Source organism: Alkaliphilus oremlandii OhILAs (assembly GCF_000018325.1).
In the GTDB taxonomy this organism is placed as follows: Bacteria; Bacillota; Clostridia; order Peptostreptococcales; family Natronincolaceae; genus Alkaliphilus_B; species Alkaliphilus_B oremlandii.
In genome coordinates this window covers 1,326,025-1,351,404 of record NC_009922.1, presented here as the reverse complement: position 1 = coordinate 1,351,404, position 25,380 = coordinate 1,326,025, and the positions used below count along the sequence as shown (strand labels likewise).

Here is a 25,380-nt window from a genome sequence, read left to right as displayed (position 1 = left end):
TGAATCCCCTCCGTTAATTGATCGTTACATTATTAAAATTCGGTACAACTTGCACCCATGTTTTCCCCGGATTTAAAGTAAGCTCTTTTCCATCTGTGTCAAAATATTTTGTAGCGCCTTCATAGCTACCTTTCTTCCAAGTAATATCCTTGACTTTTCCTGCCGATATGTATTTTCCGGAGCCTTCTCCCACTGTGTTCATGTCCAAGCGAAGTTTTTCATCGATTACTTTAGATTTTATTTCTTGTACGATGATATTGGTTGCGGTCAAATTTTCTCCCGTGGTTTCATCTTTATGGGCTGCACCATTATAATTTCTGTTATAAACCTTATTCTCTTCGTCATAGATATAGGATGGCTCGTAGCCTTTTGAGTATTTGATAAAGATCTCTTTAGCAATTTCTCCATCTTGGAATACTTCTACATCTGAGTGGAATTGAAAGCCTCTCAATGTAGGCTCTGTTCGATATTTACTTTTTTCAGTGGCTTTCTTCAATGCATCGTAGCTAGAATACATATTATGGGGCATCTTTTTATGATTTTTTCTCCAAAAAACATCATTTCCTCTGCTCATGGCATCGATATCAGAAACTTTTTTGTGTACGATATCGGCAAAGGCTTGATCACTGCCACCTACATGAACAAAATATGCATCAAACTCCAAAGCCTTTTCAATAAAGTAAGGTCTTGCACTTCTAATGGAACCGATGACCTCTGGTTCGTTAATTAAGAATATACCCAAATATCTCGTAATATTACCTTCCGCTAAAAATTCATAGGCAATTTCTGCATCGATCAATCCAGCTTGAGGACGAGCTCCTGTTTGATTGTCAAATATGATCGCCATCGGTCTTTTATTCAGTTTCTCTTCCGGTACGCGAATGCCACTGAGTGGCGATGGTACCCCTGTAATTTCAGGTTCTACAGGCTGTACTACTTCTTCAGTTTCTTCAATTTCCTCTATTTCTATACCGCCCTTATCATCACCCTCTGTTTTTTTACCACAAGCCACATTGGTTAATAAAAGTGAAGCCAATAAAAATAATATAATTCCTTTTTTCTTCCAGTCCTTCATCGTGTATTCTTCCTTTCTGCAAATGTCTTTGTTTATTCATATCTAAATCTATAGGAATAGTTGAAAGAAAATCGTCGTAACCAATATTCCTAAAATAGCACCCACTACAATTTCAAAAAAATTGTGGATTTTAGTTTCTAATCTACTTTGTGAAACCAACAGTGCCATCAGAGCAGATAATGTAGCGACAAACATGTTCTCTGAAATAAAAGTAATGGCCGTAGCTAAGGAAAAAGCTGCTGCTGCATGGCCACTGGGCATACCGCCTTGGAGCGGTGTTCCTTTACCAAAGTATGCTTTGACCACGATCACTAAAAATATCACAATGATTAAGGCGATAAAAGTGATATGGAGTGGCGATTGCTTTACATGGTGAAGCACCTGTATGGTAAAGGAATTCATTTTATTAAAAAAAAGCAAATAAGCTACAATGATGGAATTTATAGCAGCAATCAAAACCGCCCCTGCCGCTACGTTCTTAGCAATCTTAGCAAAAATATGATATTTATCCGTAATTAAGTCAATGGTAGATTCAATAGAGGTGTTGATCATCTCTGCAACTAAAACCATCGAGATGGTCAGTAGGAGTATCAGGATTTCTATCCGTGTTAGATCAAAAAATAAGCTGGATATCAATACAATAATAGCCACTGCAAAATGAATCTTCATATTCCTTTGGGTTTTCAGTGCATAAATAATTCCTTCAAATGCATAATTTAAGCTGTCTATGAGACGTCTAACCTTCATGATCTGCTCCTTTTTTCTTATCGAAGTAAATTGATCGCCGTCAAAACGGCCTCTTCTCTTTTTCGCATATCTGCTGTAGCTTCATCGTGATCGTGATCGTAACCCATTAAATGAAACATGCTATGAACCACCAGAAATCCCATTTCTCTCTCAAATGAATGGTTGTATTCCTTTGCCTGCTCTGCCGCCTTTTCTACAGATATAACGATATCTCCTAAAAGCTTTTCTTCAAGGTCGAGGCCTTGGTTTTCCTCTATGAGAGGAAAGGACAGAACATCCGTTGCATAATCCTTTCCTCTGTAAGTATGATTTAAAGCTTGAATCTCTTGATTATCTACAAAGGAAAGACTAACTTCATAATCTATTTCCCATCCCTCATATATTAAGCAAGCTTCAACTGCCTTGTTGATTAATTCAATTAATGCGTCTGTGATTTCATATCGATCCTGTCTATTGTCAATTAACAGCTCCATGAGGCTTTCCTCCATCTTCTTTCTTAATGTCCATATCTGGATACTCTATTCTTTCGTGGAATATACTCAATATGACCTTTAGGAATGTCTTTTTTATTGTGTTTAACTCTTTAAAAGTAATATTACATTCATCTAACTGACCGCTTCTTAGCTTTCCATCGATGATCTTTTCTATCAAAGCCTGGATATCATCTTGACTAGGAGAGGAAAGACTTCGAACTGCTGCTTCTATGGAATCCGCCATCATAACAATTGCAGTTTCCTTGCTCTGCGGTTTCGGTCCATCGTATTTGAAGTTCTTTTCATCTACCTGATCACCATTTTCACCGGTTTTAGCCTTATGATAAAAATATGCGACTAAAGTATCTCCATGATGTTCTGTGATAAAATTCCTAATTTCAACGGGCAGTTTATGCTTTTTAGCAAGCTCAATGCCATCACGAACGTGGTCTGTAATGATGCTGGCACTTAAAGCAGGTTTTAATTTATCATGGGGATTATCCGTTGTCAATTGGTTTTCCTTAAAAAAATACGGTCTCTTTGTTTTTCCAATATCATGATAAAAGGCTCCCGCTCGAACTAATAAGGAGTTTCCACCGATGGCATCTGCAGCGGACTCACTTAAGTTTCCTACAATAATACTATGTTGATAGGTACCGGGCGCTTCGATTAAAAGCTTTTTGAGCAGTGGTTGATTGGGATTGGATAGCTCCAGTAATTTTAAAGGTGTCACCACATCGAATGCGGATTCCCATAATGGCAATGAGCCCACGGCCAATATGGAGGAAAATAGTCCATTGAGTAGCCCATACAGGCCAAAGGTCAAGGTTTGACTCACTTCACTGCTGTTAATAAATCCAATACCAGCGATGGTACCCATATTAATCACGCTGATCGCAATTCCAGATACGAAAATATTGGATCTTTGTTGGCTATTGATCACGCTGAAAGCACCCACAGTACCGCCGATCAGTGCCATTGCCATAAAGCTAATGTTATTTCCTGTAATCAGGCTGATTACCACAGTGAGACATAGGTTGATTAGCACTGCCAGTCTGGAATCCACCAATATGGACATCAACATGGCAGCAGCTCCAATTGGAATCAAATAAATTGAAATTCCTTCAATTGCCTTGGAAATAATGACGACAGACATAAATATCAAGTAGATCATCAGTAGTATCTTTGGCTTTTCTAATAAGGTCTTATTAAACACCATCATATACGCAATGATGATAAACTCTATGACCAAAACAATAGAGGCGATTCCGATATATAGAATAAAATCTATTTTATTATCTTCCCGTAAAAGCCCCAAATCTCTTAATATCTCCAGTCGATCGTAGGTGACGATTTCGCCTTCTCTGATAATGCTGTCCCCTTTTCTTATGATGACCTTATCTACATTTTCTCTTGCGATATCAATTTTACCATTGGTAGCTTCTTCATCTAGAAATTTATTTGGCCTAATTGTAGCATTGATGACAGCGATTGCTAAATCCTTTAGCTCCTCACTAAATTCATTTAAATTCGTAATGTATTCTTTAATGCTATTTTTTTGTTTTTGAAGATCTTCAATATTGATTCCTAAATTCATATTTTGTGCAACGATTTCGTTGATATAGCTTTCAAGATATTTTAAATCTTCGACAGAGGATTTTATTGCAGTTTTGGAATTTTCCATTCCGATGTTGAGATCATTTTCCTGGTTCAATCGTTCAATTTTTTCTTTCTCAGAAAGCTTTACTGGGATCTCCTCCGTTACTTCCTCTGTTTCTTCTTCTGTTAATTTCTCAATCTTTTCTTCTGCATTCTGAAGCTTATAGACCAGATTAAAAAACTTTTCGATATCTTTATTTACTTCTACACGTACACCTGGATTTAGTTTATAGATGGGTTCTACATTCACCACAGCCTTTTCCCTCAATAGCTCTGTATTGAACTTGTCCTCTATGTCCTTTGGTGAGTTTATATCGACAGGCGCACTTTGACCAACCACTAAGTCAAATTTTTCTGGCTTTAAGCTGGTTGCTAATATTGAAAATAAGCTAGCAAAAAACAGTAAGGCTAACAATATTCTGCGAATCGGATCTCGTTGAAAAAAGCTTTTTGTAGCGTTATCCATAACTACACCTCCTAAACGATTCTTCCTGTGTAAAATACTTTTTTATTTTTCACTCTTTTTCTCGTTCTTGAGCTTTTTTTGTATTTTGGCTTCATGCTCATCATAAGCTTTTACGATCTTTTGAACAAGATTATGTCTTACAACGTCTTTCCCAGTCAAATAAGCAAATCCAATTTCATCTACATTTTTTAAAATCTCTTCCGCATGCTTTAGACCTGAAAACTTTCCTTTTGGCAGGTCAATTTGGGTAATATCTCCTGTTACAATAGCTTTAGAACCAAAACCGAAACGAGTTAAGAACATTTTCATCTGCTCTCTCGTCGTATTCTGTGCTTCATCTAATATGATAAAGCTGTTGTCCAGCGTTCTTCCTCTCATGTACGCCAAGGGTGCTACTTCTATCATACCACGCTCCATATATTTCTGAAATTTTTCAGAACCTAAAATATCAAAGAGTGCATCATATAAAGGTCTTAAATAAGGGTCTACCTTGTCCTTTAAATCGCCAGGCAGAAAGCCAAGGCTTTCACCAGCCTCTACTGCAGGTCTTGTTAAGATGATCCTGCTTACTTCCTCATTACGGAATGCTTTCACTGCCATGGCCACTGCTAGGTACGTTTTACCTGTACCTGCTGGACCAATGCCAAAGGTTAAATCTTTTCCTTGAATCAGTTCAATATATTTCTTCTGTCCGATGGTTTTCGGTTTAACCGGCTTTCCTCTATCTGTAACAAAGATCACATCATTTGTAATATCCTGTATCCTTTCGTTCTTTCCTTCCAATAGTAATCCTATGGCATAGGATATATTCTGAATTGTAAGGCTTTCATTATTGCCTACCAGCTCCATCAATTGCTTTATTAAGTTCTCTCCTAATAAGACATTATTTTCATCGCCAATAATTAAAATGTCGCCTTCTCTTTGTACAATATCAATATTTAAATTTTCTTGAATCAATTTTATATTTTTATCAAAATTACCGAATAATTCTTTTATAAATTTTTGATCCTGAATCTCTATTTTCTTTTGTAATTTGTTTTCCAACAATTAGTCAACTCCTATCTGTAATCTCTTTTGCTGTGCTATATTTTCTAAAACTTCTATAATAACTTTACCATATAAAATATCATCTTGGGTAGTAAAGTTAATTTTTGTATCTAAAATTTCAGCTTCTAGCGGTATTTCCTTTAGCAACTGATTGATAACCTTACTGTGGATCGCCTTCTCCGCTTCAGGTTCAGAAATCTTTTCTTCAATTTCTACAGCTTCATAATATTCTTCTATTATTATTTCCACAGGCAGCCCTATATTCCTCCATTGAAATGGTTTTTTTGATTCTTTTTCTAATATATAAGTATTATATGGTATTTCTGCATTATTAATAGAAAGTTCGAGGTTTCCAAATTTAAACATTCTTCTTTTAAAGGTTTTTCCTGTCTTTTCCTTTTTAATTTCTATCAAATTTTTGCTTTCCATACCTTCGTAATAAGTCTTTGCAAATACTTCGCCATAGGAATGAACGTATTTGTCAGTCTCCATAAAATCTCGCTCTATGATACCGCTGATTAAGATATCGCCCTCTTTTACAATATCGCCCTCTGAAACCTTAGGATCGCCATTTCGCGCTATTACTTTTTCAATAACACCTTTTTTTGAAGCTACAACATTGCAAGGTGTATTCTTATCAATGATGTCCGGTGCCAATCTTTTTTCTGCGATTTCAACCCTAGCCTTGATCCCTTTAATCTCAATACCAACCCAAGCAAGTTCTTCCATATCTAAGAGCATCTGTGTTTCTATATCTTTTATATTAATCTTATACCGATTTGCACCGGGCTTTAGCCCTAGATCGTTGAGTATGCCAATGATTTTCCCTCGTTCTAATTGATGATTTCCAGAAACCTCAATTGAAAAAATGAAGGTAGAAGAAAAGATTAATAAGGTGAAACAAAAAAATGCTCCTACTAAAAGCATTTTTCTCTTCTTAAGTTTATGTATCCAAAAGGGATATCCATTTTTTCTTTTAATAGAAACTCTACATCCTGCTTTTTTTACAATCCCTCTTAGTTCTTTAAAACCTTTGATACTGACTTTTCCCTCCAAGGCCGTGTGGTTGATTCTTTGAATATCCCACAAGTAAATTCCTTTCGCAATACATAGATTGATAAATCGCTCTAAGGCAAGGCCCTCTATCCTTATGTTTACATATCCTCTCATATAGTTCCAAAGCTTTAAAATCAACAATGTATCCACCTCTCAATTGATGAATTCTATTTGAACAATATCCCCTATAATAATAATTTCTTCTGTAATGATATTTTTTAGGACCATATCCTTTCCCGTGATTCTCAAGACCCCATTCTTTGTGTTAATCCGAATTCTTGTATTCGTATATTCTAAAATCCCCTTATGGTTTTCTATATATATTTGGAGATTACCAATCATCGTAATTTTAGGCAAATCTAAAATAATATCTTGCGGTAATTCCAAGATTTCGGCTAAGGTTTTTTTTATTTCTGTATTTTTTTTCATTTGCCATACCTCCCATATATTCAAATTTTATGCTTTCCCATATTTTATTAGACCTATTTGCTATAAAATTTTCGTTCTCCTATCTAAAAAAAGCTCCTATAGAAGCGTGATAAGAAAGCTTTTTTGAAACTCATTTAAGGTACAGTTCTTCTTTTAGAACATATTATAAGTAGAATCTTCTATTCGTTATAAAAAATTCTAGTTCTCTTATAAATGCAAAGAAGATAGGAATTTATCCTATCTTCTTAAGCTCTTTGGTTTTTGCAAAACTTCAGACATGATAATGCCTTGCAGAATTCCTTTCTTATCCAATTTAAATTCTTTTTCATTCTTGCCAATTTCCTTGTCGTATACTGTTCCTTTAGAATCCACAGAGTTCCGATCTAAGGTACTGCTATCTCCAAGGTAGCTGTTTGCTTTATATAAAACTCTTTCCTCTCTATTCACTTCCATATTAGAAGTCCTGGATACATCTTGACCAGTCGTAGATTCTACTTCTTCTTTTTTTGCAACGCCATAATTCTTTTCAAATTCTGTCCTTAATTCTTTAAATAGGTCTTCTAAAGAACCCCCAAAAGCACCTTTTCTAGGGTTATTTTCTTGTCTTTTCATCGGTTGCGAGGAAGTTGTTGTACTGGTCTGCCAATTTTTCCGCTGTCTCGTCTTTTGGTTTTTCTTATCTTTGCTGGTCAATACGACACTGAGTATAACTACCACAATGCCTATTATGGTTTCAAAGCCCATTTCATCACATCCTTTAGAAAGCCTCTACCTTACTTTGTTATATCTTTTCCGTGGCTATCGTTATCGTCTTTGCTAATTTTGGCAATAGATTCTCTCATGGTAGTATCTGCTGCCACATTTTGGAGATTATAATAATCCATTACACCTAATTTTCCTTCTCTTAAAGCCGCAGCTATGGCTCTTGGTACTTCCGCCTCTGCTTCTACAACCTTTGCCTTCATCTCTATTACAGCAGCCTTCATTTCCTGCTCTCGCGCTACTGCCATGGCTCTTTTTTCCTCTGCTTTTGCTTGGGCAATACGTTTATCTGCCTCTGCCTGATCTGTTTGCAGCTGAGCACCAATATTTCTTGCAATATCAATATCTGCAATATCAATGGATAGAATTTCAAAGGCAGTTCCTGCATCAAGACCTTTCCCTAATACCATTTTAGAGATGGAATCTGGGTTTTCTAATACATCTTTATGGGATAGAGCCGAACCTACTGTTGTAACAATACCTTCTCCAACTCTTGCAATAATTGTTTCTTCACCAGCACCACCGACAAGTCTTTCAATGTTAGCTCTTACTGTTACCTTTGCCTTAACCATTACTTCAATTCCATCTTTAGCCACTGCTGAAATTTTAGGCGTCTCTATTACCTTTGGATTAACACTGACCTGAACGGCTTCTAATACATTTCTCCCTGCTAGGTCAATGGCAGCAGCTCTTTCAAATTCTAACCCAATTTCAGCTCTCTGTGCTGCGATTAATGCATCAACTACACTATTAACATCTCCTCCAGCTAAATAATGGGCTTCTAAATCATCAATGTCTAAATTTAATCCTGCTTTTGTAGCTTTAATTAATGGACCCACAATACGATTTGGCTGTACTCTTCTGAATCTCATCCCAACTAATGTGAAAATGCCGACTTTAACCCCAGAAAAAAGAGCCGTAATCCATAATCCTACTGGTATAAAGCTTAAAATAATCGATAGTACAATAAATGCAATAGCAACAACAATCAATAAAAATACAACTTCTGGCATAAAACCCCTCCTAATTCATTTTTCGAACTACAATTTTTCTACCTTCTACTTTTGAAACCATTACGATTTCGTCTTTTTCTATAAATTGTCCTTCAGAAACTACATCTAATAGTTCCCCATCGATGGATATGATACCCGATGGCCTAAGAGCTGTAGTAACAATCCCTGTTTGATTCACATATTTACTATAGTCTACGGTTGAAGTATACCCTTTATTCTTATCTAATTTCGCATTTAAAATAATTCGGTTAAAATATTTATTTTTTGGTGCAAATTTATAAAGCAATAAAATCGCAATAATCGTTAATATTAAGATGACGGTTACAGATAAAACCGCAGTCACGATACTGTTTGAAATCAAGAAAATACTGACGCCAATACAAAGAACACCGCCGATTCCTGCAATTCCAAAGCCTGGCATAGCCGCTTCTGTAATTAGTAGGATGATACCTAAGACAAATATTAATACGGTTGCAAAATTACCATTTCCTGCTAACATGTTTCCTGCAAAATAAACTGCTAAAGATATCAAACCAATCGTCCCCCCTATTCCGAAGCCTGGCATAAATAGTTCTATTAAAATCCCAATAATTCCAATTGCCAATAGTATGGGCGCAATATATAAATTGCTGGCAAATTGCGCTAGACGAATGCTATTTGTGGTTTCTGCCATGATAATATGGTGATCGGATAAAGATAAATAATCTAGAACTTCATTATAATCATTGGCAATAAAATCGATGAAATCCAATAGAATCGCATCTACATTGGTTAGATTCAAAAGTCTGCCTCTTTCACTAACGCCAGGAATCACTACAGACTTATCTGCCATAGCACTGACGATCGTTTCATCTCTTCCCGTTTTTTGTGCAGTGCTTCTGAGTATGCCGACCCAAGTCGAAAGAACCTTTTCTGTATTTGGAACAGTTTCCGCCGATCCAATGGTACTGCTGGGCGCCATTGCTATGGTATCGGATGAAATCGTGAGTAAAACACCAGCAGACTCTGCTTTTGTGTTGACAAAAGAAATGGTGGGAATGTTGGTATTTAAAATTAATTTTCCAATCTGCTCCGAAGAATCAATTCTGCCACCGTAGGTATCAATTTCAAATATTACGGCAGTAGCATTTTTATCGCTTTCTACGATGGATAAATTATGCTTCACGTAAAGATGCATGGCAGGCGTTATTTCTCCACGAATGGGAATCACATATACATTTCCTGCTCCTTGATCTCCACTAGCAGCTACTACTGATAATAGGAGCATCAATAGCAATACAACACAAATCTTTTTTCTATTCATTTTTCGCCTCCTCCCTATTCTATATATATTCATTTTTAGTATATCCTAAACTATTATTTAACACAAATAACTAAATCATTTTCCAAAAATAAAATTTGTTCCCTCTGGCTCACAATTGCCCCAAAAACAAATAAACCCGGAAATATTCCGGGTTAGTTTCTTTATTTTACTATTGTAAAATTTTTCGTACTGTTTGATTAACTACTTTTCCATCAGCTCTACCTTTTAACTTCGGCATCGCTGCAGCCATTATTTTTCCCATTTCTTTCATCGAAGTAGCACCGATTTCGGTGATCACTTCTCTAATAATTACTTCAACTTCTTCCTCCGACAGCTGTTCAGGTAAGTATTCCATCAGAATATCAACTTCTTGCTTCGCTTGCTCCATTAAGTCTTCACGACCGCCTTTTGCAAACTCTTCAATTGCATCTCTCCGCTGTTTTGCCTGCTTTGCTATGATTTCTATAATTTCATCATCGCCCAGCTCAACTCGCTTATCTACCTCTATTTGCTTTACGTCAGCACGAATCATTGTAATAACATTTTTACGAAGCTGGTTTTTATTTTTCATGGCTTCTTTTAGTTCATCAGCTAATCTTTGTTTGAGGGACATTTCTTTTTCACCTCTACTTTGAAACTCTAATACGATTATTAGAATTTACTTTTATTTCTTTTAGCAGCTTCTGCCTTTTTCTTACGTTTTACACTAGGCTTTTCATAGTGCTCTCTTTTTCTTACTTCTGATAAAATACCAGACTTAGCGCACTGTCTTTTAAATCTACGAAGAGCATTATCTAGTGATTCATTTTCTCTTATTTTTATCTCTGACATCTTACTTCCCCTCCCTCCGCTAGCAAGCGCTGTGCTTTATCTATAGCAACATAATGGCTATATTGCAAGTGGGATTAAACAATACCTAGTTATTATACATTAAAATTTCAACTAATGCAATAGCTATTTTTAGCCTGGTGGCCATTGTAATTGTCTTCCTCCTAATAGGTGGAAATGTAGATGATCTACAGTTTGCCCCCCATTTTTGCCGCAATTGTTTACAATTCTAAAACCCTCTTGCTCTAAATTAAATTCTTTAGCTAAATGTCCTATAGCGGCGAAGATTCGAGGCAGAATCATATTGCTGTCTTCTTCACTGATATCCACTATGGATGGGATATGCTTTCTAGGTACAATAAGCAGGTGTGTTGGTGCTTCTGGAGCAATATCCTTAAAAGCAATCACATGGTCATCCTCATATACTTTCGCACTAGGAATTTGACCTTCTATTATCTTACAAAAAATGCAATCTGACATAGGTACACCTCCTTACTGCTAATTTAAAACGAATGTAACAAATAGGAAAGCTCTGCTTATAATGCGCTTCCAAAGAAGAACCTTGCCGTAATTGAGTTCCCAAAAAAGCTTCCTTACAACGCTTCCATAGAAGCTTTTTTTATAATATTCAACAGAAAAAGAAGAATTCCTCTTTTAAAATTATTTCTTTTCCCCTAAAATATATTCTTCTTTTAATTCTTTCAGTACTACATTTGTTAATTCCCCTTCTACAACCTCTGAAGCTGGAACTAGCACCTTTAAGTAATTGTCTGTATAGCCTTCCATATAAGCTTTGTTTTCTTTAGAAATGGCTTCAAACAAGACTTTTCTCTCTTTGCCTACAAACTGACCTCTGTACTGATTCTTCATTTTTTCTCCAAGGTCAATCAGCTTTTCGCTACGATAGTGTTTTGTTAATCCATCAACTTGTTCCTTATATTTCGATGCCGGTGTACCAGTTCTAGGAGAATATTTAAATACATGAATTTCACTGAACCCAATATCTTTGATGAACTCATAGGTTGTATTAAATTCTTCTTCCGTTTCACCTGGGAAGCCAACGATCACATCGGTGGTCAAGGCAACCTCTGGATACACCTTCCGAATTCTACCTGCAATTTCTTTATATTCTTCAGCAGTATATTTTCTGTTCATCCTTTTTAAGGTGGCGTTGCATCCACTTTGAAGGGACAGATGGAAATGGTCACATATTTTATCGAGCTGAGATAGTTCCCTTAAGAAATCATCGGTAAAAAGAGTAGGCTCTAAAGAACTTAATCTGATTCGCTCCAATCCTTGTGCACCATTTACTTGCTTCAATATATGGATTAGATCGGTACCATCCGATCGGTCTTTTCCATAGGATGCTACGTGTATCCCAGTTAGTACCACTTCTTTAAAACCTTTTTGAACTAAGGTTTCTACTTCCTCAACGATTTCCAAAGGCCCTCGGCTTCGAATGGGACCTCTTGCATAAGGAATAATGCAATAAGTACAATACTGGTTGCACCCTTCCTGTATTTTCAAAAATGCTCTTGTTTTATCTTTTACATCAACGATGGACATTTCTTCGAATTGCTTCACTTTCATGATGTCATCCACTAAGCTGATTTTTTCTTCTGTGCTACAATTTTCTACAGCTTCAACGATTTTATTCCGCTCGTTGGTTCCGATCACAATGTTGACCCCTTCAATGGCTAGCACTTCCTTTGGAGCCGTTTGAGCATAACAACCTACTACGGCAATAATGGCCTCTTCATTGTTTCGTTTCGCTCTACGAATAAATTGTCTCGATTTTTTATCGCCAACATTGGTTACGGTACAAGTATTGATGACGTAAACATCTGCAACCTCTTCATCGGAAACAATCTCATATCCCTCTTTTTCAAAAAGTTCGCCCATGGCCTGTGTCTCGTACTGATTTACCTTGCAACCTAATGTATGAAAAGCTACTTTTTTCACCTATGCTCCTCCTAAATCTCCCAACTCGTACATAACAAGACTCAACATTGTAAATCCTGCTGTCTCTGTTCTAAGTATTCTAGGACCTAATGTAACGGGATGTATGCCATTTTCTATGGCTTTTACTACTTCGCTTTCTTCAAAGCCACCCTCTGGTCCGATCCAAACTCCTATTTTTTTAATAGAGGCTTGATCCTCTTTCGATAAATTCTTGATAATATTTTTAAAGCCCCTATTTTCTTCATTTTCATAGGGCATAATATTCAATGCATTCTTCCTGCTGTCCTCAATTGCATCTTTAAAGCTCATTGGCAGATGAATTTTGGGAATCATTCCTCTTTTGCTCTGTTTTGCTGCTTCTTCAGCAATCTTTTGCCATCGCTCCACTTTCTTCACTTCATCCTTTGGGCTATCAAATTGAACCACAGTCCTTTCCATCATTACGGGAATGATCTCCTTGATACCCAGCTCTGTGGTTTTCTGTATGATTAAGTCCATTTTTGCGCCCTTTGGAACCCCTTGATATAGAACGACTTCTACGGATGCTTCTTGGGTGGATTTGCGTTCTTCTTCAATGGAAAGCACCACTTCATTTTTATGAATGGATGCTATGCTACAGATATACTCCTTGCTTTCTCCATCACAAATCTCTACAATATCCTTTTCTTTTAATCGCAACACCTTGGAAATATGCTTAACGTCTTCATCGTGAATCACGATTTCTCCACTGGTTAAATTCACCTGATTTGGCATAACAAAAAAACGATGCATATTATGCTCCCTTTACCTTAGAAACTATTGCAGCCCATTCGCCCATGGTTTCTACGTGGATAACTTCTAATCCATTTTTCACTAAGCTTTCTTTCACTGTATCAATTTTATCTAAAATAATTCCAGAGGATATAAAAATTCCGTTTTTGTTTAAGAAGCTCTTGATATCTTCACTCAGAATCACGATCACTTCTGCTATGATATTCGCTACAACAACATCTGCCTTTTCACTTACAACATCCATTAGGTTGCCTTGCTTTATTTCTACAATGTTTTCCACTTTATTTGCTCTAACATTTTCGTTTGCAACAGTAACTGCAACAGGATCAAAGTCAACACCAATTGCCTTTTTAGCGCCTAGCTTCGCTCCAACGATTGCAAGGATGCCACTGCCTGTTCCAATATCGAAAACCGTAGTATCTTTAGAAATGTATTTTTCTAGCTGCTCAACACACATCATTGTCGTTTCGTGAGTTCCTGTACCGAAGGCCATACCAGGGTCCATTTCTATGACCATATCCCCTTCCTGCGCTATGTATTCCTCCCAGGTAGGTTTAATCACAATTTTATTCCCTATTTTCGTTGGCTTATAGTATTGTTTCCAAGATGTACTCCAATCCTCTTCATTTACCTCCAGCGTACTAACCTCTCCTGCACCAATATTTAGACCGAATTCAGGTAATGCAGCGATGGAGTTCTTAATAATTTCGATTTTTTCAACGAGATCCGATGATTCCGGTAAGTATCCCTTTACCAAAGCACCTTGTTCAAAATCAATTAAAGCCTCATCTACATAATCCCAAGTTTTCTCATCGTTATTTACGAAAACAATATCATTGGGGTCCTCTATGGCAACACCTGACACACCTGCATCGTAAAGAACATTGGCAACAGCTTCTACCGCTTCCGTTGTGGTTCTGATTGTCACTTCAATCCATTTCATCAATTTCACTCCTAAACAATAACTCAGATTTTATCCCTTAATTGCAATTTTTCAAATCCATCTTTTTGTCTATACACCAAAAGCGTCCTTTACTTTTTCAAAGAATGTCTTTCTTTGCTGATGCATATCTTCTCCACTTTCAGCAGCAAAATTTCTTAATATTTCTTTTTGCTTCTCTGAAAGTTTTGTTGGAACCTCTACGATCACTTTTACGTATTGATCTCCCTTGCCATAACCCTTTGGATTTACAATTCCTTTTGATTTCAATCTAAACACGGTACCGCTCTGTGTGCCTTCATTGATTTTGTATTTAACTTTTCCTTCTAAAGTAGGAACTTCCACTTCGTCTCCAAGGGTCGCCTGAACGAAGGTAATGGGCATCTCACAGATGACATCATATCCATCCCTTTGGAAAAGTTTGTGAGGTTTCACATTGATCACCACATAAAAATCTCCAGAAGGACCGCCCTTAATTCCAGGTTCACCTTCTCCTCTGATAGAGATGACGGAGCCAGTGTCTACACCTGCTGGAATCTTCACTTTGATTTTTTTCAGCTTTCTAACTTTTCCCTTACCTTTACAAGTATCGCAAGGTGTTTCTATCATGGTTCCATCGCCACCACATTGATCACATGGCGCTACATTGACCATTTGACCTAAAGCAGTTCTTCGCACAACCCTGATTTCACCAGTTCCATTACATTTTGTACAAGTCCTTGTAGATGTACCAGGCTTTGCCCCTGTTCCACTACAAGTATGGCAAGAGTCATTTCTATAAAACTCCACTTCTTTTTCTACACCGAAGGCCGCCTCTTCAAACGTAATCACTTCCTGATGCTGAAGATCCGCTCCCTTTTGAGGTCCGCTTCTTCTTCGTGAAGAAGAGAAACCACCGCCAAACATATCGAAAATATCACCGAAAATGTCTTCAAAGCCGCCACCACCGAAACCACTGAAGCCTTCAAAACCGCCAGCGCCATTACCGTTGACACCAGCATGCCCAAATTGGTCATATCTCTGTCTTTTTTCTGGTGAGCTCAATACCTCATAGGCTTCATTGGCCTCTTTAAATTTTTCTTCTGCTTCCTTATTGTCAGGATTTCTGTCCGGATGATACTTCATGGCTAATTTACGGTAAGCCTTTTTAATATCCTGATCGCTTGCATCCTTATTAATACCCAACACTTCATAATAATCTCGCTTGCTCATTGCTTCACCACCTTGAAAATGCAAATATATTTTATTATTACTGACTTTGAGGACACCCATAGGGCGTCCTCAATAGTTTAACTGTTACTTGTCTTCGTCGTCTACAACTTCGTACTCTGCATCAACTACATTATCTCTATTTGTAGTTCCTTCACCTGCACCAGCATCTGAATTTTCACCTTGCTGTGCTTGAGCCTGTTGATACATTGCCTGTGAAATTGCTTGGAAGGCATTGTTTAAATCTTCAATTGATTTTTTCATATCATCTACATTATCACTTTCAAGTGCTTTTTTCAACTTTTCTATTTCATTTTTTACTTTTGATTCATCTTCAGGATTAACTTTTCCTTCTAAATCCTTTAATGTTTTCTCTGTTTGATATACTAATGAATCGGCTTGATTTCTAACTTCAACCTTTTCTTTACGCTTCTTGTCTTCTTCAGCAAATTGCTCTGCTTCTTTAATTTTCTTTTCAATTTCTGCATCATTTAAATTACTAGATGAAGTAATTGTGATTTTTTGCTCTTTGCCTGTTCCAAGATCCTTTGCAGATACGTTTACAATACCGTTGGCATCGATATCAAAGGTTACTTCGATTTGTGGAACACCTCTTTGTGCAGGTGGAATACCTCCAAGTTCAAATCGTCCAAGGGTAATATTATCTGCTGCCATTTGTCTTTCACCTTGAAGTACGTGAATATCTACTGCTGGTTGGTTATCTGCAGCTGTAGAGAAAACCTGGCTCTTTCTTGTAGGAATTGTCGTATTTCTTTCGATTAATTTAGTGAATACACCACCCAATGTCTCTATACCTAAGGATAGCGGTGTTACATCTAATAATAATACGTCTTTTACCTCTCCAGTAAGTACCCCTGCTTGTATGGCAGCACCTAAGGCTACGCATTCATCTGGGTTAATTCCTTTATGTGGATCTTGACCTGTAATATTCTTTACAGCTTGTTGTACTGCTGGTATTCTAGTTGAACCACCGACTAAAATTACTTTGTTGATATCCCCTGCGGATAATCCAGCATCACTCATCGCTTTCTTTACTGGTCCTATGGTTCTTTCTACTAAATGAGATGTAATTTCTTCAAATTTAGCTCTAGATAAATCCATGTTCAAATGCTTTGGACCTGTACTGGTAGCTGTGATAAATGGCAGGTTGATATTGGTCGTCATAGTGCTTGAAAGCTCTTTTTTAGCTTTTTCAGCCGCTTCCTTCAATCTTTGAAGAGACATGTTATCTTGTCTTAAATCTACGCCTTCCTGCTTCTTAAAATCTTCTGCAATGTAGTCGATTACAACTTTATCAAAATCGTCTCCACCTAAATGGTTATCTCCACTTGTTGATAATACTTCGAATACGCCATCGCCAAGTTCTAAGATGGATACGTCAAATGTTCCGCCACCTAAGTCATATACTAATATTTTTTGTTGCTCCTCTGTCTTGTCTAAACCATAAGCTAAAGATGCAGCTGTTGGCTCGTTGATGATTCTTTGTACATTTAGCCCTGCAATTTTACCAGCGTCTTTTGTCGCTTGTCTTTGGCTGTCTGAGAAATACGCTGGAACTGTAATAACTGCGTCAGTTACAGCTTCACCTAAATATGCTTCCGCATCCGCTTTTAATTTTTGTAAAATCATCGCAGAAATATCTTGCGGTGTATATTGCTTTCCATCAATATTTACTTTATAATCGTATCCCATTTGTGTCTTAATGGACATAATTGTTTTATCTGGATTTACTACAGCTTGTCTTTTTGCAGGCTCGCCTACAATTCTCTCTCCATCTTTACCGAAGGCTACAACGGAAGGTGTCGTTCTATTTCCTTCACTATTTGCTATAACAACAGGTTCTCCACCTTCTAATACAGCAACACATGAATTTGTAGTTCCTAAGTCAATTCCTATTACTTTACCCATTTAGTTTTCCTCCCTATATGTAAATAATTTTTTTATTTTGAGACCTTAACCATAGCTGGTCTTAGTATTCTATCTTTTATTTTATAACCTTTTTGAAGCACATCTATAACATAATTGGACGCTCCCTCAGATTCTTCCTGCATCACTGCATAATGAAGATTCATATCGAAAGGTTTTTCCATGGCTTCGATCTCCTCTACGCCATGTTTCGTCAATGTGTCCAACAACTGTTTATACACTAAGCTGATGCCCTGTAGTAGCGAATCATTCTCTTCTGTTTTTTCTGTAGATTGTATTGCTCGCTCAAAGTTGTCGATTATGTTCAATAAATCCAATGCAATTTTTTCATTTGCATAAAGATAAATGTCGCCCTTTTCTTTTTCAACACGTTTCTTGTAGTTTGTAAAATCTGCTTGAAGTCTTTGAAATTGAGAAAATATATCTTCATATTGCGCTGTTTTCTCTGCTAATTTTTGCTCCAAGTCTTCAGATGTTCCTTTTGTAGATTCCATTTCCTCAACGGTCGCCTCTAAATTACTATCTACACTTTCGCAATCCTCTCTTACTTCCATTTCTTCCTGTTTCGTTTCCTTCAATCCACTCCACCTGCCTTAAATAGTCTTATTTATTATATCTATTTTTTAATAAATCGTTAATCGATTTACTAACCTCTGCCATTACACTGACAACACCGGAATAATCCATTCTAGTCGGTCCAATAACACTGAGCCAGCCTAGAATCGTGTCATTTTCTTTATAAGTCGCTGTAACCAAGCTACAGTCCTTTGCTTCTTCATAGATATTCTCACTACCGATGGAAACTCTTAGACCTTCACTATCAAAAGAAGTAATTAAGCTACTCAGCAATTCCTTCTCTTCTAAAAGTTCTAAAAAAGACTTCGCTTTAAAAATATCATTATACTCTGGAAAGTTGAATATGTTCATTGCACCATTAAAAAACATATCAATGTCGCTGGATTCCTCTAAAGACTTAAATATCTCAGGAACAATCGTATCCATCACATTACTAAAATGGATAATTTCTTCATTTAGTATATGAAATAGGGATGTTTCTATGTTTTTTATAGTTAAACCGTGAAGCTTATCATTTAAAAAGTTCGACATCATTTGAAAGCCACTTTCGCTGACACTGTCATTCATTCGAATCACTGGTTTTTTTACAATACCACTATCCGTAACGATTATGGCCAACATATTGATCGAATCAATTGGAACCAACTGAATATGTTTTAATTTACTTTCCTTTACATGAGGAGTGACTGCAACCGTTGTATAATTTGTTACTTGAGATAAAAGCTTAGAGCTATATTGTAGTATTTGTTCAATCTCAGCAACCTTATTCAAGATATCCAGTTCTAGATAGCCATTTTTAATCTTTGCACTATTTTTTAAAGACATGAATTGATCCACGTACAGTCGATACCCTTTATCCGACGGAATACGGCCTGCGGAAGTATGAGGCTGTATAATAAGTCCCAATTCCTCTAAATCAGACATTTCATTTCTGATTGTCGCTGGACTTACACCAAGATCATATTTTTTCGATAGTGTTCTCGAACCCACGGGCTCTGCTGTCTCAATGTAATCTTCTATAATGGCCTGTAGTATCTTTAATTTTCTTTCATTCAACATACAACCACCTCGGATTGTTAGCACTCTTCTCTGTTGAGTGCTAATGATTCTGTCTATAAAATATCACTTAATATCTTATTTGTCAATAGTTTTTTCTCATTAATCCAATAGCATTTTTTCAAAAACTACATTGGATAGATCGATTCCTTTGGAAGTCAGCCAGATTCCTTTTTCATCCCACTGAATCAACCCTTGCTTCCTCAATTTTTCTAAAGTATCTTCATATATGGCCAAAGGTGTGGTATGGAATCGTTTAAAAAACCCATCGATAGAAATGCCTTCCATCATCCTTAAGCCTAAAAACATGGTTTCAGCAATTTCATCGTTCTTAGAAACAAGGATTTCTTCTTCTACGGGTGAACTACCCTCTCCTAGTAGATGAATGTATTTGTCTATATCAGCAAAATTATTGAATCTTTTTTGGTCAAAATAGGAATGAGCACCGGCACCCAATCCTATATAGTGCTCGTTATGCCAGTAGGTAATATTATGTTTACATTCAAATCCATTTTTTGCATAGTTGGATATTTCATAATGATGATATCCTCTGCTCTTTAAATATTCAATGGTATAGTGATACATGTTCATATCGACTTCTTCATCAGGAAGTATAATCTTTTTATTTTCTACCCAACTAAAAAAGGGTGTCCCTTCTTCAACGATTAAACTGTAAGCCGATATATGAGGAATACCCAAGGAAACGATTTTCTCTAGGCTCTCCTGCCAGTCCCTTTCTGTCTGACCTGGTAATGAAAACATCAAGTCTGTATTGATATTAGTAAATCCCGCTTTTCTAGCATCTTCTAAATTCTTTACATATTCTTCAAAGCTATGAATTCTTCCTAGTGTTTTCAGTAAATGGTTTTGGCAGGACTGTAATCCCATACTTAATCGATTGATTCCACTTTTATAATAGGCCTTAAGCTTATGAAAGTTTAAAGTTCCTGGGTTGGCTTCCATGGAGATTTCCGCTTGTTCCTCTAAGGTGTAATATCTTCTGAGCGTTTCCATAATTTCAGCCATCTGTTCCCCCGTTAATATGGAAGGCGTACCACCACCGAAGAAAACCGTAGCAACTGAATGGCCTTTTATAATTTCACCATATTGCTGCATCTCTTTTTTTAGTGCTTTTATATAACCATCTACCAGATGGTTTTTTCCACTATAGGAATTAAAATCGCAGTAATGACATTTTTTCTCGCAAAAAGGAATATGGATGTAAAGCGCTATTGAGTTCATGTTGTTATTGCACCTCCAATCATAAAAACTAGTAGCATATCTCTGGGGGTATGCTACTAGCTATGTTGTATCCTTTAGTTGTCTAATTTTAGCACGGACATAAATGCTTTCTGTGGAACTTCTACGTTTCCAACCTGTCTCATACGCTTCTTACCTTCTTTTTGTTTTTCAAGCAGCTTTTTCTTTCTTGAGATATCTCCACCGTAGCACTTAGCCAATACGTCTTTTCTAAGGGCTTTAATGGTTTCACGAGATATAACTTTGTTGCCAACTGCCGCCTGAAGCGGTATTGGAAACTGGTGTCTCGGTATTTCGTCCTTTAGCTTCTCGCACATTCCTTTTCCTCTAGAGTAGGCTTTGCTTTCGTGGACGATAAAGGATAGGGCATCAATCTGCTCTCCATTGATTAAAATATCCAGCTTCACTAAATCCGATGCACGATATCCTAAAAGCTCATAATCTAAAGAACCATAGCCCTTCGTTTTAGATTTAAGAGCATCGAAGAAATCATAGATTACCTCATTCAATGGCATTTCATAATAAAGGTTCACTCTGGTATCATCGATATATTGCATATCTTTCATTTCCCCACGGCGATCCTGACATAGCTCCATAACCGCACCCACATAAGTATTCGGTACCATAATTGTGGTTTTAACAATCGGCTCTTCCATAATGCGTATTTCCTGTGGTGTCGGCATATTGGCAGGGTTTTGAATCATCAGTTCTTCACCATTGGTCTTCGTAATTTTGTAAATAACACTGGGTGCAGTTGTAATCAAGTCCAAATCGAACTCTCTCTCCAGTCTTTCTTGAATGATTTCCATATGAAGCAGTCCTAAGAATCCACATCGGAATCCAAAGCCTAAGGCCGCTGAGCTTTCTGGTTCAAAAACAAGGGCAGCATCATTTACTTGAAGCTTTTCTAAGGCATCTCTGATATCCTCATATTTCTCACCTTCCGCAGGATAAATCCCGCAATATACCATTGGATTTACTTTTCTGTATCCTGGTAAAGGTGATTCTGTTGGGTTAAGTGCATCTGTAATGGTATCCCCAACCCTACAATGTCGAACATCTTTAATACTTGCAGCCAAATAGCCTACATCACCAGCACTTAAGGAGTCCAACGGTATGGCTCCTGGAGAAAAGGCGCCTACTTCCACAACCTCGAACTCCTTATTCGTTGCCATCATCTTTACCTTCATGCCTTTTTTCACTTGACCTTCCATAACTCTCATATAAGCAATAACCCCTTTATAGCTATCGTAATAAGAGTCAAAAATCAGAGCTTTCAATGGTGCATTGATATCGCCCTTCGGTGATGGCACATTTTTTACAATGGATTCTAATACATCCTCAATGTTCAATCCTTCTTTTGCAGATATTAAAGGTGCCTCACTGGCGTCCAATCCGATAATATCTTCTATTTCTGTTTTGATCTCGTCCGGCCTAGCACTTGGTAAATCAATTTTGTTGATTACCGGTATGATTTCTAAATCCTGCTCCAGTGCTAAATACACATTGGCTAATGTTTGAGCTTCTATTCCTTGGGCAGCATCGACAATCAGTACAGCCCCTTCACAGGCCGCCAAACTCCTCGATACTTCATATGTAAAGTCAACATGACCAGGGGTATCGATCAGGTTTAAATAATATTCTTCTCCGTCCTTTGCTTTATATACAAGACGAATTGTTTGTAACTTTATTGTTATCCCACGTTCCCTCTCCAAGTCCATATTATCCAGCATCTGACTTTGCATTTCCCTTTGGGATATCAAGCCAGTATACTCGATCAGCCTATCCGCCAAGGTAGATTTGCCGTGATCTATGTGGGCGATAATTGAAAAATTACGTATTTTCTTTTGTCTATCGCTTGGCATAACCTCTTCCTCCTTATTTATTGCATAATCTTTTAAATTATATCATAAGAATCCCTTATTTTGTAGCTATTAATTTTTATGAAAATTCTATCTAGGAATAATTTAAAAAAATGTCGGTTCATCCGACATTTTGATTCATCGTTTTAAAAAATCAGTTGCGTATCTCTTTATATTATAAGCGATTTCTCTAAATTCTGCAAATTTATTATTTAGTGCTCCGCTCAGCTCAGAAAAATCTAAAACATAATTTTTTCCCATGATATGAACTAAATATTGATATTCTTTTAGATGCTTATAATCGATCAGAGATACTTCTTCAATGGCCAAGGATTTCCTAATCCTAAAATCTACAGCCAACACACCAAAAATCAATAGGATCACTGTCATAGTTACACCCATTCGCATATATCTTTTTATTTTTTTCTCTCTTTTTTTGTTTTCTATTCTGCTCATCCACATCACCATTTCTAGTGTGGACTTTTCTATAGGATTTTAAACCTATTCTTCTAAAAGCTTTAATGCGTCTGCTAAAACATCGGCTAAATAATATCCCGCTTTCTTTGCCTCTTCAATGGTATTGGTATTGCTTCCCAATTCTATTAAAGTTGCATAATCGGATAGATATTGATTGTAGCTTCCATACTGATTCACCAATGGTTCTTTGCTAAATCCCGGATATTTGCTATCGCTTACAGCTTTAACGAAATGAGCAAAGCTCTCTACCGCAGCTTTATTTGGAGATTTACCACCAATAACAAATTGATACCTTGCAACGTATTCACCATTGATCTTGGTCCTACTATTTTCAATTAATTGCATTCGGTTTGCTCTGGTCTCTATTTTATCGTAGCCATCTCGATGTAAGTCTATTACAACCTTGATGGTTGGGTTTTTATCCAAAATTCCTTTCGCAGTCACTACAGATCGTCCATAGGAACCATTGTAAGACGGATAGTCGTGATAGGTATCATCATGTATGACATGATAGCCCCTTTTCTGTAGCTCTGCAGACATGACATCGGCAACGCTGATAACTGTATATTCCTTTCTTAAACTATGAAAATTTCCTTCTGTGGCTGGACTATAGGACTCGGTACCGTGTGTATGGTAAATCAAAATACTCGGTTTATCCTGCTCTATATCCAGTGATTTTGGTTTAGCCACATTCTTGATAGCTTCTGCAGCAACAGGATTTAAGCTGTCTATCAAATCTTCCTGCCCTAATACATAGATTCCTTCGTCCAGCTCTCCTAAATCCTCTTCATCCTTTACGGTTTCCTTATCTATATAATACTCTCCGTCGATATTCTTGTCTACAGCAATGGTGCCCTCGTCTCCATCGTAGTCCACCAAATGAATTTCTCTGCTCCAATCCTCTTCTGGCTCTTCATCCTCTGCTTTGGGGATACTAGCCATCAGCTCTTCATGATAGGAAGCTGCCACCGGAAATTGAGCCTGTACAAAAGTTAAAGGATTCTTAAAGTCTATTTTAAATATGCTTTTAAATAGAGAACCTACAGATCCTTCCAATGAAAATATGGGCTGATATTGTTTTTGAAGGGAGCGATTTGGAAACATATGCTGAATTGTCTTTATGAATAAAGTAGGATTCACCTCTCTACTTCCCTCTGAAATCAGCACACCGTTTTGAGCACTTATGGTATCCATGGAAGAATTCTCACCCCATACCAATTTAACTACAGAAAATAAGGCTCCTAAAATCAATATCAGTACCAGAATATTGAGATAGCTTCTTTTTAAATTCTTCTTATAATTAATCAAGTAAAGCACCTGCCTTTTCATAAGTTGTATCTATAATAAATATGAAAGGTTTCGGTGCTTTATGACTTTTATTAATTCAGGTATCGATTCACATCCTTTAAGTCGATGCCTGGATGAACTGCGATGTTAATGCCATTGGCTATGATCTGGGATAAATTGACGATAACTTCATCTACTTCCTTCGGGGTGACGATGATATTTGCACTATAGGGCTCTAAAACTTCTGTAATCAAGCTATATTTTTCCTCTTCCTTTAACTCTCTTAACATATTATAAAACTGTGATCCCACCTTTGCCTGCCTAGAAAATGCATCAATTACTTTGTCTATGGTATCGTTTGTCAAGGTTGCAGCATCAACGACAGTAGGAACACCGATGGCAATTACAGGAACACCTAAAGTTTCTCTGTTCAAAGCTTTTCGTTTATTCCCAACACCAGATCCTGGTGTTATTCCTGTGGTAGAAATTTGAATCGTTGCATTTACTCTCTCCATTTTTCTGGAAGCAAGAGCATCGACAACAATCACCAAATCTGGTTTTGAGTTATCCACGATTCCTTTGATTACTTCACCAGTTTCCAGACCTGTAGTACCCATTACTCCAGGCGAAATTGCACTGACTTCTGACAGATCCACATCGCCTTCCTTATTGTACATCTGAAACAAATGTCTCGTAACGAAAATTTTAGATACAACTTTGGGTCCTAAAGCATCCGGCGTTACATCCCAATTCCCAAGACCTACTACAAGGACTTTGATATCATCCTTCTGTGGAATAATCCTTCGAAGCTCCTTTGCTAAAAGCTTACTCATCTCATCTTTAAAGTCTGCATCTGCCTTTCTAAGACTATTGCTTTCCAATGTGATATACTTTCCTATGGGCTTTCCGATAATACTAACACCAGTTTCATTGAATACTTCAACTCTAGTAATCAACACATCTTCTATTTCCTCATTATCCATGGTAACACCGGGGATTTCTCCACTGGTTTTTTCGCTATACAGTTCTCTTGCCTCTATGGCCAAATCCGTATTGGGTTTAAACATAGTTCCACCTTCTTCACTCATTATTGTAATACTTCATGTATCTAATCTTTATTATTTCTCAATTTAGAATAATTATTTTAAAACCATGTATCTATTTTTCAAAAATTT

General features: G+C 37.0%; 25 protein-coding genes. All 25 read right to left on the bottom strand.

Features of this window, described 5'->3' with window-relative positions; translation table 11 throughout:
- Positions 1-13: 13 nt before the first annotated feature.
- Positions 14-1,075 carry a DUF3048 domain-containing protein gene (locus CLOS_RS06455; protein ID WP_012159108.1) on the bottom strand — a complete coding sequence of 354 codons (1,062 nt, stop codon included), beginning with the start codon at positions 1,073-1,075 and terminating at the stop codon, positions 14-16.
- A gap of 48 nt (positions 1,076-1,123) precedes the next feature.
- A complete protein-coding gene (locus CLOS_RS06450) occupies positions 1,124-1,822 on the bottom strand; it encodes a diacylglycerol kinase (RefSeq protein ID WP_012159107.1) in 699 nt (232 codons plus the stop codon).
- A 17-nt stretch (positions 1,823-1,839) separates the two neighbouring features.
- Positions 1,840-2,295 (bottom strand): rRNA maturation RNase YbeY, encoded by a 456-nt coding sequence (gene ybeY, locus CLOS_RS06445; RefSeq protein WP_012159106.1) that lies wholly within the window; start codon positions 2,293-2,295, stop codon positions 1,840-1,842.
- Positions 2,279-4,420, bottom strand: a complete 2,142-nt coding sequence (locus CLOS_RS06440; RefSeq protein ID WP_012159105.1) for an HD family phosphohydrolase — start codon at positions 4,418-4,420, stop codon at positions 2,279-2,281. The genes ybeY and CLOS_RS06440 overlap by 17 nt, the downstream gene beginning before the upstream one ends.
- Positions 4,421-4,462: 42 nt before the next feature.
- Complete coding sequence (locus tag CLOS_RS06435) at positions 4,463-5,467, bottom strand: PhoH family protein (protein WP_012159104.1); 1,005 nt, start codon at positions 5,465-5,467, stop codon at positions 4,463-4,465.
- On the bottom strand, positions 5,468-6,673 hold the full coding sequence (gene yqfD, locus CLOS_RS06430; RefSeq protein WP_242649604.1) for a sporulation protein YqfD: 1,206 nt from the start codon (positions 6,671-6,673) through the stop codon (positions 5,468-5,470).
- Positions 6,674-6,676: 3 nt separating this feature from the next.
- Entirely contained in the window at positions 6,677-6,952 is a 276-nt protein-coding gene (gene yqfC / locus CLOS_RS06425) for a sporulation protein YqfC (protein WP_012159102.1), read from the bottom strand.
- A gap of 237 nt (positions 6,953-7,189) precedes the next feature.
- Positions 7,190-7,696 (bottom strand): hypothetical protein, encoded by a 507-nt coding sequence (locus CLOS_RS06420; RefSeq protein WP_012159101.1) that lies wholly within the window; start codon positions 7,694-7,696, stop codon positions 7,190-7,192.
- Positions 7,697-7,725: 29 nt separating this feature from the next.
- Positions 7,726-8,727, bottom strand: a complete 1,002-nt coding sequence (floA, locus tag CLOS_RS06415; protein ID WP_012159100.1) for a flotillin-like protein FloA — start codon at positions 8,725-8,727, stop codon at positions 7,726-7,728.
- Positions 8,728-8,737: 10 nt separating this feature from the next.
- Complete coding sequence (locus CLOS_RS06410; protein WP_012159099.1) at positions 8,738-10,030, bottom strand: NfeD family protein; 1,293 nt, start codon at positions 10,028-10,030, stop codon at positions 8,738-8,740.
- Positions 10,031-10,199: 169 nt separating this feature from the next.
- Positions 10,200-10,643, bottom strand: a complete 444-nt coding sequence (locus CLOS_RS06405; protein WP_012159098.1) for a GatB/YqeY domain-containing protein — start codon at positions 10,641-10,643, stop codon at positions 10,200-10,202.
- 38 nt (positions 10,644-10,681) lie between these two features.
- The gene (gene rpsU / locus CLOS_RS06400) at positions 10,682-10,861 is read right to left on the bottom strand and encodes a 30S ribosomal protein S21 (RefSeq protein WP_012159097.1); all 180 of its coding nucleotides are present in this window, start codon (positions 10,859-10,861) and stop codon (positions 10,682-10,684) included.
- A 129-nt stretch (positions 10,862-10,990) separates the two neighbouring features.
- Complete coding sequence (locus tag CLOS_RS06395; protein ID WP_012159096.1) at positions 10,991-11,338, bottom strand: histidine triad nucleotide-binding protein; 348 nt, start codon at positions 11,336-11,338, stop codon at positions 10,991-10,993.
- Positions 11,339-11,518: 180 nt separating this feature from the next.
- A complete protein-coding gene (gene mtaB / locus CLOS_RS06390) occupies positions 11,519-12,820 on the bottom strand; it encodes a tRNA (N(6)-L-threonylcarbamoyladenosine(37)-C(2))-methylthiotransferase MtaB (protein WP_012159095.1) in 1,302 nt (433 codons plus the stop codon).
- On the bottom strand, positions 12,821-13,591 hold the full coding sequence (locus CLOS_RS06385) for a 16S rRNA (uracil(1498)-N(3))-methyltransferase (protein ID WP_012159094.1): 771 nt from the start codon (positions 13,589-13,591) through the stop codon (positions 12,821-12,823). It lies immediately after the preceding gene.
- 1 nt (position 13,592) lies between these two features.
- Positions 13,593-14,534, bottom strand: a complete 942-nt coding sequence (prmA, locus tag CLOS_RS06380) for a 50S ribosomal protein L11 methyltransferase (protein WP_012159093.1) — start codon at positions 14,532-14,534, stop codon at positions 13,593-13,595.
- Positions 14,535-14,603: 69 nt separating this feature from the next.
- A complete protein-coding gene (gene dnaJ, locus CLOS_RS06375) occupies positions 14,604-15,743 on the bottom strand; it encodes a molecular chaperone DnaJ (RefSeq protein ID WP_041719058.1) in 1,140 nt (379 codons plus the stop codon).
- Positions 15,744-15,827: 84 nt separating this feature from the next.
- A complete protein-coding gene (gene dnaK / locus CLOS_RS06370) occupies positions 15,828-17,669 on the bottom strand; it encodes a molecular chaperone DnaK (RefSeq protein WP_012159091.1) in 1,842 nt (613 codons plus the stop codon).
- Positions 17,670-17,701: 32 nt separating this feature from the next.
- On the bottom strand, positions 17,702-18,265 hold the full coding sequence (grpE, locus tag CLOS_RS06365; protein WP_012159090.1) for a nucleotide exchange factor GrpE: 564 nt from the start codon (positions 18,263-18,265) through the stop codon (positions 17,702-17,704).
- Between the two features lie 25 nt (positions 18,266-18,290).
- Complete coding sequence (gene hrcA, locus CLOS_RS06360; RefSeq protein ID WP_012159089.1) at positions 18,291-19,322, bottom strand: heat-inducible transcriptional repressor HrcA; 1,032 nt, start codon at positions 19,320-19,322, stop codon at positions 18,291-18,293.
- Between the two features lie 99 nt (positions 19,323-19,421).
- Complete coding sequence (gene hemW / locus CLOS_RS06355; protein ID WP_012159088.1) at positions 19,422-20,561, bottom strand: radical SAM family heme chaperone HemW; 1,140 nt, start codon at positions 20,559-20,561, stop codon at positions 19,422-19,424.
- A 74-nt stretch (positions 20,562-20,635) separates the two neighbouring features.
- Entirely contained in the window at positions 20,636-22,444 is a 1,809-nt protein-coding gene (gene lepA, locus CLOS_RS06350; RefSeq protein WP_012159087.1) for a translation elongation factor 4, read from the bottom strand.
- A 135-nt stretch (positions 22,445-22,579) separates the two neighbouring features.
- Entirely contained in the window at positions 22,580-22,909 is a 330-nt protein-coding gene (locus tag CLOS_RS06345) for a hypothetical protein (protein ID WP_198006338.1), read from the bottom strand.
- Positions 22,910-22,942: 33 nt separating this feature from the next.
- A complete protein-coding gene (locus CLOS_RS15240) occupies positions 22,943-24,226 on the bottom strand; it encodes a stage II sporulation protein P (protein WP_012159085.1) in 1,284 nt (427 codons plus the stop codon).
- Positions 24,227-24,297: 71 nt separating this feature from the next.
- Positions 24,298-25,272 carry a GPR endopeptidase gene (gene gpr / locus CLOS_RS06335; protein ID WP_012159084.1) on the bottom strand — a complete coding sequence of 325 codons (975 nt, stop codon included), beginning with the start codon at positions 25,270-25,272 and terminating at the stop codon, positions 24,298-24,300.
- Between the last annotated feature and the right edge of the window lie 108 nt (positions 25,273-25,380).